Raw genomic sequence first — 15,505 nt, 5'->3', positions numbered from 1 at the left:
TTCCGGCAGGTTAAATTACACCCTCTGGCAGCATATCCCTTCCTTACGCTATACTACCCGTTGAATTTGCTGGCTCGTTCACAAAAGCGGCCAGCATTTCTTGTGTTTGACCCCATAGATTTTTCAACTTTCCCTTCCGAGGATCTGGCCACAACAGCCGGATAAATTATGTTAAACAGTATTTTGATAATACTTATTCTTATTGCTATCAGTGCCTTCTTCTCTGTCTCTGAGATCTCGCTTGCCGCCTCCCGTAAAATCAAACTTAAGCTGCTGGCCGATGAAGGCAACGTTAACGCGCAGCGTGTGCTGAAGATGCAGGAAACGCCGGGCATGTTCTTTACCGTGGTGCAGATTGGCCTGAACGCCGTGGCTATTCTCGGCGGTATCGTCGGCGATGCGGCATTTTCACCCGCGTTTAAAATGCTGCTGGAACGCTTTCTGTCTCCGGAGCTTGCCGATCAGCTCAGCTTTATTATTTCGTTCACCCTCGTCACCAGCCTGTTCATTCTGTTTGCAGACCTTACTCCGAAACGCATCGGTATGATTTCGCCCGAAACGGTTGCTTTGCGAATCATCAACCCGATGCGCTTCTGTCTGTTTGTCTTCAGACCTCTGGTGTGGTTCTTCAACGGTCTGGCGAACGTTATCTTCCGCATCTTCAAGCTGCCGATGGTGCGTAAAGACGACATCACGTCCGACGACGTTTATGCGGTATTTGAAGCTGGTGCACTGGCGGGCGTGCTGCGTAAGCAGGAACATGAATTGATCGAAAACGTGTTTGAACTTGAATCACGCACCGTACCGTCTTCCATGACCTCGCGCGAAAACGTTATCTGGTTCGACTTACATGCCGATGAGCAAAGCCTGAAGTCCACCATCGCCGAGCATCCTCATTCCAAGTTCCTGGTGTGTAATGGCGATATCGATCACGTCGTCGGCTATGTTGACTCTAAAGAGTTGCTGAACCGCGTTCTGGGTAACCAAAGTATGGCGCTCAACAGCGGCGTGCATTTGCGTAATGCGCTGATTGTCCCGGATACACTGACGCTGTCCGAAGCGCTGGAAAGCTTCAAAACCGCCGGTGAAGACTTTGCGGTTATCATGAATGAGTACGCGCTGGTGGTGGGTATCATCACCCTGAACGACGTGATGACCACCCTGATGGGTGACCTGGTTGGCCAGGGAATGGAAGAGCAGATTGTTGCCCGTGACGAGAACTCGTGGCTGGTTGAGGGCGGTACGCCAATTGATGACGTGATGCGCGTGCTGGATATCGACGAGTTCCCACAGTCCGGCAACTACGAAACCATCGGCGGGTTCATGATGTTTATGCTGCGTAAGATCCCGAAACGTACCGACTCGGTGAAATTCTCCGGCTACAAGTTTGAGGTGGTGGATATCGATAACTACCGTATCGATCAGCTGCTGGTGACGCGCATCGACAATAAGCCGGTGTCGCTTGCGCCAAAACTCCCTGACGGCGAAGAACCACAAGAACAGTAATTCCCCAGAAACACTAACGGCCCCTTTTGGGGCCGTTTTATTTTACGTTCATCTATGGGACTAGCCCATATCCGCCTGCAAACGCATTACCTGGCGGTTCACCTCGGACATCACCGAGTAGTGCTGCTTATCCTTAACCTTCGGGATAAGGATTTTGCCCTTATCAAATTCGAAAGCGCCAACGTCCTTGATATACAACCGTCCACGAAACAGGATCTTCACGTACTTCGCCACCTGAAGGGGGTTGTAACGTTGGAAAATTTTCATTGTTCTTTACTCCTGCATGTTAACGCCTCTGCGAGCTACATTTGGCTCGACAAGATGAGGCGAAAAATTTTGGTGCTCGAAAACTATAGTCGAGATACTGAAGGACACCTAGTGTGTATAAGTTTTTTTACTAAAAGATTACAAACTTTCAGAGTAATCGTTTAAATTGTAAAAAATATCAGCGTAAGCCTTCAAATTTCAGGGTTATGTGCGTCAGCCCGCAAACTGGCACTTTGATTGCGGGACAGAGCCTTATTCAGCACATATGCTTAATGCATCGACTGAAGTGGTCGGATCACCTGCCAACAATAATAAGGAGCCACCTATGACCCTGCGCAAAACGCTGGCGCTGTCTCTGCTGTTGCTGCCGTTTATGGCCTCAGCCCACAACTTTGAAAATAACCAGCGAGTCTCCCCGATTGGTATTACCGATAAGGGCGAGCTGGTGCTGGATAACAGTAAGTTTAGTTATAAAAACTGGAATAGCGCGCAGCTCCCTGGGAAAGTGAGAGTCCTGCAGCATATTGCCGGCCGCTCCAGTGCGAAAGAAGAAAACGCGACGATGGTCGAGGCCATCAAAGCGGCAAAGTTCCCGCACGATAAGTACCAGACCACAACCATCGTCAATACCGATGACGCAATCGTCGGTACCGGCATGTTCGTGCGCAGCAGCATCGAAAGTAATAAGAAGGCGTTTCCTTGGTCGCAGTTTATCGTCGACGGTAACGGCGTAGCGGCCAAAGCCTGGAAACTTGAGCAGGGTGGTTCAGCCATCGTGGTGCTGGATAAAGAAGGCCGGGTTCAGTTCGCCAAAGATGGCCCGCTAACCCAGCAGGAAGTGCAGCAGGTGATTAACCTGCTGCAGGGGCTACTCAGTAAATAGAAACCCGGAAGCCGGGGTTAAGGAATGATTCGCGCGGGGTATAATCAAGCGGCTTGCCCTGCCAGTCATGAACGTGCGCCCCGGCGGCCACCGCCACAGCATGCCCCGCGGCGGTATCCCAGATATTGGTTGGCCCAAAGCGCGGGTAAAGCTGGGCCTGGCCGTCGGCCACCAGGCAGAACTTCAGCGATGAACCAATGGCCGTGGTCTGATGCTCTCCCATCTGCTGAAGATACTCTTTCAGTTCGGTGTCATTCGCAGCATGCGAGCGGCTCACGACGACCCGTGGCGGGCGGGCGTCACGAACGTGAATTTGGTTACGCACGCCGCACTCTTCCTTCCACGCCTTCCCTTCCGCCGCGCTGTACATAATTTTCAGCACCGGCGCATAGACCACGCCCATCACAGCCTTACCTTGTTCGATAAGCGCGATGTTAACGGTGAACTCGCCGTTACGCTTGAGGAACTCTTTTGTGCCGTCCAGCGGGTCAACCAGCCAGTAGCGCTGCCAGCTTTGGCGAGTTTCCCATGACTGCGGATCTTCTTCCGACAGCACCGGTATGTCTGGCGTTAACGCCTGCAGCCCTTTAAGAATAATTCCATGAGCGGCGAGATCCGCCGCCGTGACCGGCGAGTCATCTGACTTATGGGTAGCTTCCAGCGGCTTCTCGCCTTCATAGACCTGCATGATGGCGGCGCCCGCTTCCTGCGCCAGTTGGCAAATTTGTTCTAACATTCTCCACCTCATGTTGTGTGGCTACACGCTGCACCGAGCGAATAACTTATTGTTTTACTTATATCTCATTGCACCACGATGCGCTATCTGTGAAGCATTTCCGGTTTAGTACTCCATATTTCTGGCAGACTTCACAAAATTGTAAGCAACAGTCTGTATATACATTGCCCTTTGTGGCGTACCTCTAAAAAGGACATTTAACATGATTAAGTTTAGCGCAACGCTTCTGGCGACGCTGATAGCCGCCAGCGTCAATGCGGCAACCGTTGACCTGCGGATCATGGAAACGACCGATCTGCACAGCAATATGATGGACTTCGATTACTACAAAGATACGCCGACTGAGAAGTTCGGTCTGGTACGTACCGCAAGTTTAATCAATGCCGCACGCGGCGAAGTCACCAACAGCGTGCTGGTGGATAACGGCGACATTATTCAGGGCAGCCCGCTTGGGGATTACGCGGCGGCAAAGGGCCTTAAAGCGGGAGAAATTCATCCGGTCTATAAAGCGCTGAATACGCTCGACTATACCGTCGGCAACCTGGGTAACCACGAGTTCAACTACGGCCTGGACTTCCTGCACAAAGCACTCGCAGGCGCGAAGTTCCCGTACGTTAACGCCAATATCATCGACGCAAAAACCAATAAACCGATGTTCACGCCGTACCTGATTAAAGAAACCGAAGTCAAAGACAAAGATGGTAAAAAACAGACGCTGCGCATCGGCTACATCGGCTTCGTTCCGCCGCAAATCATGACCTGGGATAAAGCGAACCTGACCGGCAAAGTGACGGTGAACGACATCACCGAAACCGCACGGAAATACGTGCCGGAAATGCGCCAACAGGGTGCGGATGTCGTGGTAGTCATTGCCCACTCGGGGCTTTCCAGCGATCCTTATCAGGCGATGGCCGAAAACTCGGTTTACTACCTCAGCCAGGTGCCCGGCGTGGACGCCATTATGTTCGGCCACGCTCATGCCGTGTTCCCGGGGAAAGATTTTGCCAATATTAAAGGGGCCGACATCGAAAAAGGCACCCTCAATGGCATTCCTGCCGTGATGCCGGGCATGTGGGGCGATCATCTCGGCGTGGTGGATCTGGTGCTGAACAACGACTCCGGCAGCTGGAAAGTCACCGGCAGCAAGGCCGAAGCACGGCCGATTTATGACAGCGTAGCTAAAAAGTCGCTGGCCGCAGAAGACGAGAAGCTGGTGAAAGTACTGGAACACGATCACAACGCAACTCGTGAATTTGTCAGCAAGCCGGTCGGCAAGTCAGCGGACAACATGTACAGCTATCTGGCGCTGGTGCAGGACGACCCTACCGTTCAGGTGGTGAATAATGCGCAGAAGGCCTACGTCGAGAAATACATTCAGGGTGACCCGGATCTTGCCAACCTGCCGGTACTCTCCGCCGCAGCACCGTTCAAAGTGGGCGGACGTAAAAACGATCCGGCCAGCTTCGTTGAAGTAGAAAAAGGCCAGCTGACCTTCCGCAATGCCGCCGATCTCTACCTTTACCCAAACACGCTGGTGGTGGTGAAAGCGACCGGCAAAGAAGTAAAAGAGTGGCTGGAATGTTCCGCCGGGCAGTACAACCAGATCGACGTGAACAGCGCTAAGCCTCAGGAACTGATCAACTGGGACGGCTTCCGTACCTATAACTTCGACGTCATCGACGGCGTGAACTACCAGATTGACGTTAGCCAGCCGGCCCGCTACGACGGCGAATGCCAAATAGTGAACCCGAAGGCAGAGCGCATCAAAGATCTGACCTTCAAGGGCAAACCTATCGATCCGAACGCGGTCTTCCTGGTGGCGACCAATAACTATCGCGCCTACGGCGGCAAGTTTGCCGGCACCGGCGACAGCCACATCGCTTTTGCTTCACCGGATGAAAACCGCTCGGTACTGGCCAACTGGATAGGCGCTCAGGGCGAAATTCACCCTGCCGCAGACAACAACTGGCGTCTGGCGCCGATAGCCAGCAAGCAGCCGCTGGATATCCGCTTTGAAACCTCGCCAACCGACAAAGCCGCCGCCTTTATCAAAGAAAAAGGGCAATACCCAATGAAAAAAGTCGCTAACGACGACATTGGCTTTGCTATCTACCAGCTTGATTTAAGCAAGTAAGTCTCAGGCGTCCCGTTTTTCGCGGGACGCCATCACCTGCGGCAAATTCTCTTCTATCCAGTCGGCCAGCGCGGCCACTTTATCGGCAATTTCATGCCCCATCGGCGTCAGCGTGTACTCCACGTGCGGCGGCACAACCGGGTAAGATTTGCGATCTACAAAACCGTCCGCTTCCAGCCATTGCAGCGTCTGCGCCAGCATCTTCTCGCTCACGCCGCCCATCTTGCGCCTTAAATCGCTGAACCGATGAGTGCCGTCCTGTAATGCCACTAGAATTAAAACACCCCAGCGGCTGGTCACGTGCTTCAGCACGTCCCGCGACGGGCATTTATCGCTAAACAGGTTGCCGTTGCGCAATTGCTCGCCCAGCGTCATGGGCGCTTCGCTGATTTCACTCATTTAACACTTACCTTTTTGTGCGTACTTACTAAAAGTTAGTTATGGTGTTAGTGTGACACAACTTGTTCGAAACATCACCCAGGAGATTGATCATGATTGCGATTACCGGCGCATCCGGCCAGCTAGGCCGCCTTGTGATTGAAGATTTACTGAATACGGTGAAAGCCGAAGAGATTGTGGCCGTGGTGCGTAACCCGGCCAAAGTAGAAGAGTTTGCCCGCCGAGGCGTGCAGGTTCGTGCGGCGGATTACGGCGACGTGTCAGCCCTGGCGAAGGCTTTCTCCGGCGTAGAAAAAGTGCTGTTGATCTCCTCCAGCGAGGTAGGTCAACGAGCCGTTCAGCACAGCAATATTATTGCCGCAGCAAAACAAGCGGGCGTTAAGCTCATCGCCTACACCAGCCTGCTGCATGCCGACAAATCGCCGCTGGCCCTTGCCGAAGAACACATCGTCACCGAGCAACAGCTTAAAGAGTCCGGCGTACCGTTCGTGCTGCTGCGTAACGGCTGGTATACCGAAAACTATCTGGCCAGCGTACCGCCGGCTATTCAGCATGGCGTGTTTATCGGCAGTGCCGGGGAAGGCAAAATCGCCTCCGCTACGCGAGCAGACTACGCGGCCGCAGCGGCTAAAGTACTGACGCTGGATAACCAGGCGGGCAAAGTTTACGAGCTGGCGGGCGATCGCGGCTGGACGCTGGCCGAGCTGGCGGCGGAAGTAAGCCAGCAAAGCGGCAAACCTGTGGTTTATCAGAACCTGGACGAAGCCGATTTTAAAGCTGCACTTCAGGGCGCTGGCCTGCCGGAAGGTTTCGCGGCGCTGCTGGCAAACTCCGATGCAGGCGCGGAAAAAGGCGGACTGTTTGACGACAGTCACCAGCTCAGCAAACTGATTGGCCGCCCAACGACCTCGCTCAGCGATAGCGTCAAAAGCACCCTCTAGTTGTTAAAAATTGGTTAATAACTAGCCCTGCACGCGGACATCTCTATAATAACGGGAGAGTCCGCGTGGAGAGAAAGAGCGTGCAGGGAGTTCCCGAGCAGTTTAGCGATGAGAGAGACAGCGCCCAGTTCCGGCATTTGCCGCAGCTGCCAGGCGTTGAGCTTTATCACGCCCATATTGCGAAGTACGCCTTCGAGCCGCACACCCATGAAGCCTTCGGCATCGGGGCAATCACCTGGGGAGCGGAGCGCTTTCGTTACCGCGGGGAACAGCTGGTTGCGCCAACCGATTCGCTGGTTCTGATGAACCCGGACGAGCTGCATACCGGCGAAGCCGCCAGCGAAGACGGCTGGCAATACCGCATGATTTATCTGGACCCTGAGCTGCTGGAGTCGCTAACCGGGGAGAGAAGCTGGTGGTTTAACGCCGCCGTGAATCACGACCCTGCCCGCGCCCGCCAGGTTTCACAGTTTATCGCGGGCCTGTGGCAGGCCGAAGACACGCTGACCCAGCAGGGGCTGCTGCTGAACCTCGTCGAGGCTTTTCGCCCCTATGCCCGACATCTGCCCGGACTCCAGGAGGCGGCCAACCGCTTCACCCTGGTGCGCGAGTTTCTCTACGATAACTATATGCACACCATCACCCTTGAAGATTTAGCGTCGCTGGTTTCCCTTAGCCCTTACCATTTTCAGCGGCAATTCAAAGCCTGCTATCACGTCACCCCGCATCAGATGCTGATGGCTATCCGCCTTTGGCACGCCAAGCAGTTCCTCACCGGCGGCATGCCTGCCGCTCAGGTTGCCGCCGCCAGCGGCCTGACGGACCAGGCGCACCTGACCCGCGCGTTTGCCCAGCGCTACGGCATTACCCCCGTTCGTTACCAAAAGCAGGTCACCCGCTAACAAGACAGCAACCTGGTACAATACGCCGTCGCGCAGCCCCCCTACACTGCCGCTAAATTGTGTTGTTGCAGGAAATGAAGATGTTAAGTGGTGTGCTGTATGCCCTGCTGGCGGGGCTGATGTGGGGATTAATTTTCGTTGGGCCAATTATTGTCCCGGACTACCCGGCGGCCCTGCAGTCGACCGGGCGTTATTTAGCCCTTGGGCTGATTGCTCTTCCCATCGCCTGGCTTGGGCGTAAACGCCTGCGCGAGCTGAGCCGCCAGGACTGGTTTACCGCCCTGAAGCTCTCGAGCGTGGGTAACCTGATTTATTACGTTTGCCTGGCGAGCGCCATCCAGCGTACCGGGGCACCTATCGCAACCATGATTATTGGCACGCTGCCGGTGGTTATCCCTATTTTTGCTAACCTGCTGTACAGCAAAAGGGACGGCAAGCTGCCGTGGCGGCGTCTTGCCCCGGCGCTGGTGGTGATTGCCGCCGGGCTGATCATGGTGAATACCGCCGAACTTCGCGGCGAGCAGGCCGATTTCAGCTGGTGGCGCTACGTAAGCGGTATTCTGCTGGCGTTTGTTTCGGTTGCCTGCTGGGCCTGGTATGCCCTGCGCAATGCCCGCTGGCTGCGTGAGAATCCGGAGAAAAATCCCATGATGTGGGCAACGGTTCAGGGGCTTTCAACGCTGCCGTTTTCGCTTATCGGCTATATCGGCGTCTGTATCTGGATGGGCAGCCACGATGCGGGCTTTACCCTGCCCTTCGGCCCGCGCCCGGAAGTGTTTATCACTCTGATGCTGGCGATTGCCATTCTCTGTTCGTGGCTGGGAAATCTGTGCTGGAACACGGCCTGCCAGCGCCTGCCAACGGTGATTGTCGGCCCACTGATCGTCTTTGAGATCTTAGCCGGCCTGGCTTACAACTTTATGATTCGCCAAAGCTGGCCGCCGCTGCTAACGCTGTGCGGGGTGTTATGCCTGACAATTGGCGTGATACTGTCGGTACGTTCAAAACCGGCAAAAACGACGGTAGTTCAGGTTTCCGAAGTATAAAAAAGCCGGACTTAGCCCGGCCTGAGAGAAAAAGCTCCCGGCTTAAGGTTGCCGGGAGCTTTTTAGAAGGTTTCCCAGTTCGCTTCCGAAACCGGCATCACCTGTTTTGTTTTCAACTGCGGCGCTTTCACCTGGGTGGCTTTCACCAGCACCGGGGAACTGCGATTAATTTTAAACACCGCGACCGCCTCGTTAAGGCGCGAAGCCTGCTCCTCAAGCGCAGCCGCTGCGGCCGCGGATTCTTCTACCAGCGAAGCATTCTGCTGAGTCACGCGGTCCATCTCAGCCACGGCCTGCCCAACCTGATCGATACCCCGGCTTTGTTCATCCGACGCAGAGGCAATCTCGCCCATAATATCGGTGACTCGGGTGACGGCGCTGACGATTTCCGCCATCGTTTTACCGGCCTCATTCACCAGGTCAGAACCCGCATTCACGCGCTCACCGGAGTCATCAATCAGGGCCTTAATCTCTTTTGCCGCCTGCGCGCTGCGCTGAGCAAGCGTACGCACCTCACCGGCCACCACGGCAAAACCGCGCCCCTGCTCCCCCGCACGGGCGGCTTCTACTGCGGCGTTAAGCGCCAGAATGTTGGTCTGGAAGGCAATACCGTCGATCACGCTGGTGATTTGGGCAATTTTACTTGAGCTGGTGGCAATTTCGTCCATCGTCCGCACCACGCCTTCCACCACGTTACCGCCTTTCTTCGCGGTCGTTGAGGCGTCCAGCGCAAGGCGCGAAGCCTGACGGGCGTTGTCGGCGTTTTGCTTCACCGTGGCCGTCAGTTGTTCCATGCTGGCCGCCGTTTCCTCCAGCGAAGCCGCCTGCTGTTCGGTACGGGAAGAGAGGTCATTACTGCCAGCGGAAATTTCACCGGCACCGGTATAGATGGTATCGGCACCGTCACGCACCACGCCGACCGTATTCGCCAGCGCGGCCTGCATCTCTTGCACACTGTTTGCCAACAGCGCCATTTCGTTTTTACCTCCAGCATCAATAGACTGAGTCAAATCACCTGCTGCAATGGCGCGTATATGTCCCATAACCTCATTCAGTGGCAGGAGCAAAACCCGGCGCATCGCCACCCAGCTCACTACAATCACCCCAATCACGCCGAGCATGACGACGCCGAGGATCCACAGAATCCGCTGGTAGTCGGCCTGATTATCGCGAACACCTTCGCTGGAAAGCTCCGCCTGTTCATCACGCCATTCACGGTAGACCTTCTGCATCGCAACCTGTTTCTGTTCCGCATTCTGTTTGAACATCTGCTCCAGGTTGCCCTGCGCGAGGAAGGTGTTCATTTTGGCGAGCGTGGAAGAGTAGTTGCGGTACTGCTCTTCCAGTTCATCGCTCAGGTGTGGGCGTAAACCTGGGGTATCCGGCAGCGCCTGGTATTTCTCGAAATGGCTTTGTGCCTCCGCAAGCAACGCATTGGCCGTTGCGACGAGTTCCTGGAGCTGCCCGCCGTTAATCTGGTTCGCCATGCTGCCCTGAATGCGCAGCATGCCGCGGTTCAGCGTCACACGTGCCTGATTAAGGCCGATCCAGGCATCGGTAAACTCGGCAACATTCTGGCTGGAAAGCTGGGAAACGGTGAAGTTGTTCTTGTCGTTATTGAGGGCATTGATGAAAACCGTGGCTGAGAGGAGCTGCATTAAGCCCAGCGCAATCAGTACGGTGATTAACAAGGTAATGACTTTCATTCTTTTAAACATGTATTGCCTTTTCTTATACAGGTATTGTCCAACGTCTAACTATCGGCAGCGTCCCCTGCTTATTTATGCTGCTCTTCCCAACAAACCACCATTTCTGGGGATTTTTTGTAATCATTCAGTATGTTAATGCGAAAACTTTTTTGTGATAAATGTCTCGTTATCCTTCGTGCCCCAAAAGGGTTATAGTCCCCCGATAAAGATGCATTTAAGATACACCTTATATTTCACTATGAGGACCCTGCTATGGCCTACCGCGATCAACCCCTGGGCGAACTGGCGCTGACGATTCCCCGCGCCTCGGCGCTGTTCCGTAAACTGGACCTGGATTTTTGCTGTGGCGGCAAGCAGACGCTGCTGCGCGCGGCAACACGTAAAGAACTCAATTTAGAAGAAATTGAAGCGAAGCTGGCCGCGTTAGCCGAAGAACCGGCGGAGAAAGACTGGCACACAGCCCCGTTGGCAGAAATCATCGATCATATTATTGTCCGCTTCCACGACCGCCACCGTGAGCAGCTGCCGGAGCTGATTCTGCAGGCAACCAAAGTCGAACGCGTCCATGCCGATAAGCCAAATGTGCCGAAAGGGCTGGCGAAATACCTCACCATGCTGCATCAGGAATTGAGCAGCCACATGATGAAAGAGGAACAAATCCTGTTCCCGATGATTAAGCAGGGCATGGGCACTCAGGCCGGTGGGCCAATCAGCGTGATGGAAAGCGAGCATGATGATGCGGGTGAACTGCTGGAGGTTATCAAACACACCACCAATAACGTGACGCCGCCGCCGGAAGCCTGCACGACGTGGAAAGCGATGTATAACGGAATTAATGAGCTGATTGACGATCTGATGAACCACATCAGCCTGGAGAATAACGTCCTGTTCCCAAGAGCGTTAAGTGGCGAATAACTAAGATTTTTCCCTCACTAAACCTCTCGCCCCAAAAGGGAGAGAGGTTTTTTAGCGCGTATTCTAACTCGTCTATTTCCGGATATTCGCCAGGCGTTTCTTACCGACAAACAACCAGCCAGCACCCAGCACAACGAACCACAGCGGCGTCACGATCAGCGCCTGACGGGTATCGTCTTCCAGCGTCAGCAGGACAATCACAAACACGAAGAACGCCATACACACCCAGCACATCAGCTTGCCCAGCGGCATTTTGTAGATGGACTTCTCGTGCAGGTGAGGACGCTGTTTGCGGTACACCAGGTACGAGCAAAGAATAATGGTCCAAACGAACATGAACAGGATCGCCGATACCGTCGTTATCATCGTGAACGCCGCGATCACGTTTGGATTGACGTAGAGCATTACCACGCCGCCCAGCAGGCAGATGCAGGAGAAGGTCAGCCCTTTTGCCGGCACCGCACGTTTGGAGAGCTTGGCGAACGCTTTAGGCGCTACGCCGTCCTGTGCCAGGCCGAACAGCATGCGGCTGGTCGAGAACACGCCGCTGTTCGCGGAGGAAGCAGCGGAGGTCAGCACCACAAAGTTGATGATACTCGCCGCAGCCGGCAGGCCGACCAGCACGAACAGCTCAACGAACGGGCTCTTATCCGGCACAACGGAGCTCCACGGCGTCACCGACATGATGATGATCAGCGAGAAGACGTAGAACATAATGATACGCAGCGGGATCGAGTTAATCGCGCGCGGCAGTGATTTCTCAGGATCTTTGGTTTCAGCCGCGGTGGTCCCCACCAACTCAATACCCACGAAGGCAAAGACCGCTATCTGGAACCCGGCAAAGAATCCACTGATGCCTTTAGGGAACCAGCCGCCGTCATTCCAGAGGTTGTTGAAGGAGGCCTCAACGCCTGACGGGGAATGGAAGCTGGTCAGCACCATCACCAGGCCAATGACGATCAGCGCGACGATGGCGACGATTTTGATCATCGCAAACCAAAACTCCATCTCACCGAACATCTTCACGGTGGCCAGGTTCAGGCTCAACAGCACCAGCACAACCGCCAGAGAAGCGACCCAGTCAGAAAGCCCGGGGAACCAGAACTGGGCGTAGGCGGTTATCGCTACCACGTCTGCCATGCCGGTCACCACCCAACAGAACCAGTACGTCCAGCCGGTGAAATACCCCGCCCACGGCCCTAATAAATCGGCGGCAAAATCGCTAAACGACTTATATTCAAGATTAGATAACAGTAACTCTCCCATCGCTCGCATCACGAAGAACAGCATAAAGCCGATTATCATGTAGACGAAGATGATGGACGGCCCCGCAAGGCTGATGGTTTTCCCTGACCCCATAAACAAGCCGGTGCCGATGGCACCCCCAATGGCAATTAGCTGGATATGACGGTTTGTTAAATTACGCCGCAGCGACTGCTCGGTCGGAGCCTGAGCTTCGTCCGCGACTTTGACCTGATCTACCATGTTTGTATTTTCCTGTACCTGTCTGTTTTTTCAGGCTCTACTGGCCCGTGAACTGTTTTTACGTGATGTTGTTTGCGTGATACGAGGTAAGAATCGGCGGGATAAATAATAAGCACAAGGGTAATGTTAATTTTTTGTTTTATTTGAGTGTGAAATCGCATTCACAGCGGGATATAGCTCACAAAAATACCCGTAAAACGGGTTAATGCAAGATAAAATCACGCCAGTTTATTATCAGGCAATGCAAAACCCCGCGCTCGGCGGGGTTCTGAGGACTTTACAGAATTTCCAGCAGCTCGACTTCAAAGACCAGGGCGCTGAATGGCGGGATAGAGGCACCGGCACCGCGCTCGCCGTAAGCGAGGTTGTGTGGAATAGTCAGTTCCCATTTGGAGCCGACCGGCATCAGGGTCAGCGCTTCGATCCAGCCAGCAATAACGCCGCTTACCGGGAATTCTGCCGGTTCGCCACGCTGTACGGAGCTGTCGAAAACGGTGCCATCGATAAGCTTACCGGTGTAATGCACGCGCACGTGATCTTTACGGGCAGGGATCGGGCCGGTGCCCTGAGTGATAACGCGGAACTGCAGGCCGGATTCGGTGCTGCTCACGCCCTCTTTCTCTGCGTTCTCAGCCAGGTATTTCTGACCTTCTACGGCCAGCTCTTTCTGGCGCTCGCGACGCACTTCGTCCGCGCGCTCGTGAACTTCACGCAGAGCGCGGTGTACAACGTCAACAGGAACGGCCGGGGCATTCCCTTCCAGCGCGTCACGGAGACCGGCGACCAGCGCTTCTGGCAGTAAACCTTGCAGGCCGGACTCGCTCAGCTGCTGGCCCACCTGTAAACCAATACCGTAACTTGCTTGCGCTTCGACGCTGTCAAAAGAAGGGGTTGTCATGGATTTTCCTTTCATGATGTTTAAAAGCAAGCCCGAAGCATAACAGCGTCAATCCGCAGGGTAAATGGCAATGGAGGAAAGGTGACAAATGCAAACGAAACGGGAACAATAGCTTATACGGGCGCGAAATTGCGGTTTACCGTCACGGAAACCAGGATTGCTTCAGGCATCAAACAGTTAGCGCTTATACTCTACATAATTCGAGTTGCAGTAAGGCGGCAAGGCCAGGCATCCTCAGGAGCATAGCTAACGATGTGGCTAAGTGAGCGGATGCAATCAACACAGCTGCAGCTTGAAATATGACGAGTCTATACTGGAAAAGTATTACTTCGAGGAGGGTTGCCAATGCAATTCGCAGTTAAACCATGGCTTACGCGGATTTGGCATGCACCTGATCATTTCCGCTTGATGGATCCGTTACCTCCCCTGCACCGCCGAGGCATTATTATTGGCTTTGCGCTCGTGATTCTCGGCTTCCTGTTGCCTGGCGCAGATGATACCCACCGTCCGGTCACGCGTGACGCACAGCTTTCCGTACAGTCCCAGTCGCCGATGCAGGCCGAACTCACGCCCCCTTCAAATAGCAATAATGTACCGGCCACGCCGGTTGAGCCTCAACGCCTGGAAGAGCAACCCCAGGCACCGGTGGCGAACGATAATAATGATATCGAGCAGCAGTGGCGCTCCTATCGCGTAGCCTCCGGCCAGACAATGGCCCAGCTGTTCCGCGACCATAATCTCCCGCCCGCGGATGTCTATTCCATGGCTCAGGTTGAAGGCAACAGCAAACCGCTGAGCAACCTGCAAACCGGGCAGATGGTACAGATCCGCCAGAATGCTAACGGCGTGGTGACGGGCTTAACGATAGATATAGGCAGCGATCAGCAGGTGCTGTTTACCCGCCAGCCGAACGGTAGCTTCATTCGCGCGCAGTAAACGCGCCGAGTCTCAGAAAAGCAAAACGCCAGCACAAGGCTGGCGTTTTTAGACTGGTGACAAACACCCGAAAAACGTGGTTTTCGGGTGTTTGGGGTCAACCAGAACATATTCTTTATCTTCTTATTCAGCCCGCATTCAGAACGTTGCGTCGAGATGAACTTTGCCGCCAGCCTCAGGAAAGCAAAACGCCAGCACAAGGCTGGCGTTTTTACGAGCAGTGAATAATAAATTATTCAGCTACAACGTTTACAGTCAGTTTAGCGAATACTTCGCTGTGAACCTGGAAGTCCACTTCGTGCTCACCGGTGGTGCGCAGAACGCCGTTCGGCAGGCGAACTTCGCTCTTGGCAACAGCAACGCCAGCTGCAGTAACAGCGTCAGCGATGTCGCGAGTACCGATGGAACCGAACAGTTTACCTTCGTCGCCAGCTTTGGACGCGATGGTTACGGTTTCCAGTGCGTTGATTTTCTCAGCGCGAGCTGCAGCTGCAGCCAGAACGTCAGCCAGTTTAGCTTCCAGTTCTGCACGGCGTGCTTCGAAGAACTCAACGTTTTTCTTGGTAGCAGGAACAGCTTTACCCTGTGGTACCAGGAAGTTACGAGCGTAGCCCGCTTTAACGTTAACCTGATCACCCAGGCTACCCAGGTTTGCTACTTTATCAAGCAGAATAACTTGCATTACCTTATCCTCTCAAAGTCGTATTAATGGACCGTGACCGATTACTGATGACGATCAGTGTACGGC

The 15,505-nt window shown here is 54.3% G+C and carries 15 protein-coding genes; 8 read left to right on the top strand and 7 right to left on the bottom strand.

Features of this window, described 5'->3' with window-relative positions; genetic code table 11:
- Window positions 1–168: 168 nt before the first annotated feature.
- On the top strand, window positions 169–1,506 hold the full coding sequence (locus VGM55_RS10150) for a hemolysin family protein (protein ID WP_331635388.1): 1,338 nt from the start codon (window positions 169–171) through the stop codon (window positions 1,504–1,506).
- A 60-nt stretch (window positions 1,507–1,566) separates the two neighbouring features.
- Here the strand turns inward: VGM55_RS10150 and VGM55_RS10145 are convergent, their stop codons facing one another.
- Complete coding sequence (locus VGM55_RS10145; protein ID WP_126357745.1) at window positions 1,567–1,773, bottom strand: DUF1107 domain-containing protein; 207 nt, start codon at window positions 1,771–1,773, stop codon at window positions 1,567–1,569.
- Between the two features lie 325 nt (window positions 1,774–2,098).
- Here VGM55_RS10145 and VGM55_RS10140 point away from each other — a divergent pair, with 325 nt between their 5' ends.
- Window positions 2,099–2,656, top strand: coding sequence for a YtfJ family protein (locus tag VGM55_RS10140; RefSeq protein WP_154186968.1), 558 nt, complete (start codon window positions 2,099–2,101; stop codon window positions 2,654–2,656).
- Here VGM55_RS10140 and cysQ read toward each other — a convergent pair.
- Window positions 2,646–3,392, bottom strand: coding sequence for a 3'(2'),5'-bisphosphate nucleotidase CysQ (gene cysQ / locus VGM55_RS10135; protein WP_331635387.1), 747 nt, complete (start codon window positions 3,390–3,392; stop codon window positions 2,646–2,648). The two genes, VGM55_RS10140 and cysQ, sit on opposite strands and share 11 nt — an antisense overlap.
- 202 nt (window positions 3,393–3,594) lie before the next feature.
- Here cysQ and VGM55_RS10130 point away from each other — a divergent pair, with 202 nt between their 5' ends.
- Complete coding sequence (locus VGM55_RS10130) at window positions 3,595–5,526, top strand: bifunctional 2',3'-cyclic-nucleotide 2'-phosphodiesterase/3'-nucleotidase (protein ID WP_331635386.1); 1,932 nt, start codon at window positions 3,595–3,597, stop codon at window positions 5,524–5,526.
- A 3-nt stretch (window positions 5,527–5,529) separates the two neighbouring features.
- On the opposite strand, the gene VGM55_RS10125 is transcribed toward VGM55_RS10130, so the two are convergent.
- Window positions 5,530–5,925, bottom strand: a complete 396-nt coding sequence (locus VGM55_RS10125; protein ID WP_154186965.1) for a winged helix-turn-helix transcriptional regulator — start codon at window positions 5,923–5,925, stop codon at window positions 5,530–5,532.
- A 92-nt stretch (window positions 5,926–6,017) separates the two neighbouring features.
- Here VGM55_RS10125 and VGM55_RS10120 point away from each other — a divergent pair, with 92 nt between their 5' ends.
- The 3 genes from VGM55_RS10120 to VGM55_RS10110 all read left to right on the top strand — a co-directional run bounded on the left by VGM55_RS10120 (window position 6,018) and on the right by VGM55_RS10110 (window position 8,814).
- Entirely contained in the window at window positions 6,018–6,866 is an 849-nt protein-coding gene (locus VGM55_RS10120) for an SDR family oxidoreductase (RefSeq protein ID WP_331635385.1), read from the top strand.
- A gap of 80 nt (window positions 6,867–6,946) precedes the next feature.
- Window positions 6,947–7,768: an AraC family transcriptional regulator gene (locus VGM55_RS10115; protein ID WP_331635403.1), complete on the top strand. Its 822-nt coding sequence runs from the start codon at window positions 6,947–6,949 to the stop codon at window positions 7,766–7,768.
- An 80-nt stretch (window positions 7,769–7,848) separates the two neighbouring features.
- On the top strand, window positions 7,849–8,814 hold the full coding sequence (locus tag VGM55_RS10110; protein ID WP_331635384.1) for a DMT family transporter: 966 nt from the start codon (window positions 7,849–7,851) through the stop codon (window positions 8,812–8,814).
- Between the two features lie 62 nt (window positions 8,815–8,876).
- On the opposite strand, the gene VGM55_RS10105 is transcribed toward VGM55_RS10110, so the two are convergent.
- The gene (locus VGM55_RS10105) at window positions 8,877–10,532 is read right to left on the bottom strand and encodes a methyl-accepting chemotaxis protein (protein WP_154186962.1); all 1,656 of its coding nucleotides are present in this window, start codon (window positions 10,530–10,532) and stop codon (window positions 8,877–8,879) included.
- A gap of 243 nt (window positions 10,533–10,775) precedes the next feature.
- Between VGM55_RS10105 and ytfE the strand changes: the two genes are divergently transcribed.
- Window positions 10,776–11,438 carry an iron-sulfur cluster repair protein YtfE gene (gene ytfE, locus VGM55_RS10100; RefSeq protein ID WP_154186961.1) on the top strand — a complete coding sequence of 221 codons (663 nt, stop codon included), beginning with the start codon at window positions 10,776–10,778 and terminating at the stop codon, window positions 11,436–11,438.
- Window positions 11,439–11,510: 72 nt separating this feature from the next.
- On the opposite strand, the gene cycA is transcribed toward ytfE, so the two are convergent.
- Both cycA and fklB read right to left on the bottom strand, forming a co-directional pair.
- Window positions 11,511–12,923: a D-serine/D-alanine/glycine transporter gene (gene cycA / locus VGM55_RS10095; protein ID WP_331635383.1), complete on the bottom strand. Its 1,413-nt coding sequence runs from the start codon at window positions 12,921–12,923 to the stop codon at window positions 11,511–11,513.
- Between the two features lie 277 nt (window positions 12,924–13,200).
- Window positions 13,201–13,821, bottom strand: coding sequence for an FKBP-type peptidyl-prolyl cis-trans isomerase (gene fklB / locus VGM55_RS10090; RefSeq protein WP_154186959.1), 621 nt, complete (start codon window positions 13,819–13,821; stop codon window positions 13,201–13,203).
- Between the two features lie 339 nt (window positions 13,822–14,160).
- On the opposite strand from fklB, the gene VGM55_RS10085 reads away from it, so the two are divergent.
- A complete protein-coding gene (locus VGM55_RS10085; RefSeq protein WP_154186958.1) occupies window positions 14,161–14,757 on the top strand; it encodes an OapA family protein in 597 nt (198 codons plus the stop codon).
- A gap of 232 nt (window positions 14,758–14,989) precedes the next feature.
- On the opposite strand, the gene rplI is transcribed toward VGM55_RS10085, so the two are convergent.
- Complete coding sequence (rplI, locus tag VGM55_RS10080; protein ID WP_008460412.1) at window positions 14,990–15,439, bottom strand: 50S ribosomal protein L9; 450 nt, start codon at window positions 15,437–15,439, stop codon at window positions 14,990–14,992.
- Window positions 15,440–15,505 lie beyond the last annotated feature (66 nt).

The organism is Cedecea sp., assembly GCF_036500665.1.
Lineage (GTDB): Bacteria > Pseudomonadota > Gammaproteobacteria > Enterobacterales > Enterobacteriaceae > Cedecea.
This window is presented reverse-complemented; position numbering and strand designations above follow the sequence as displayed.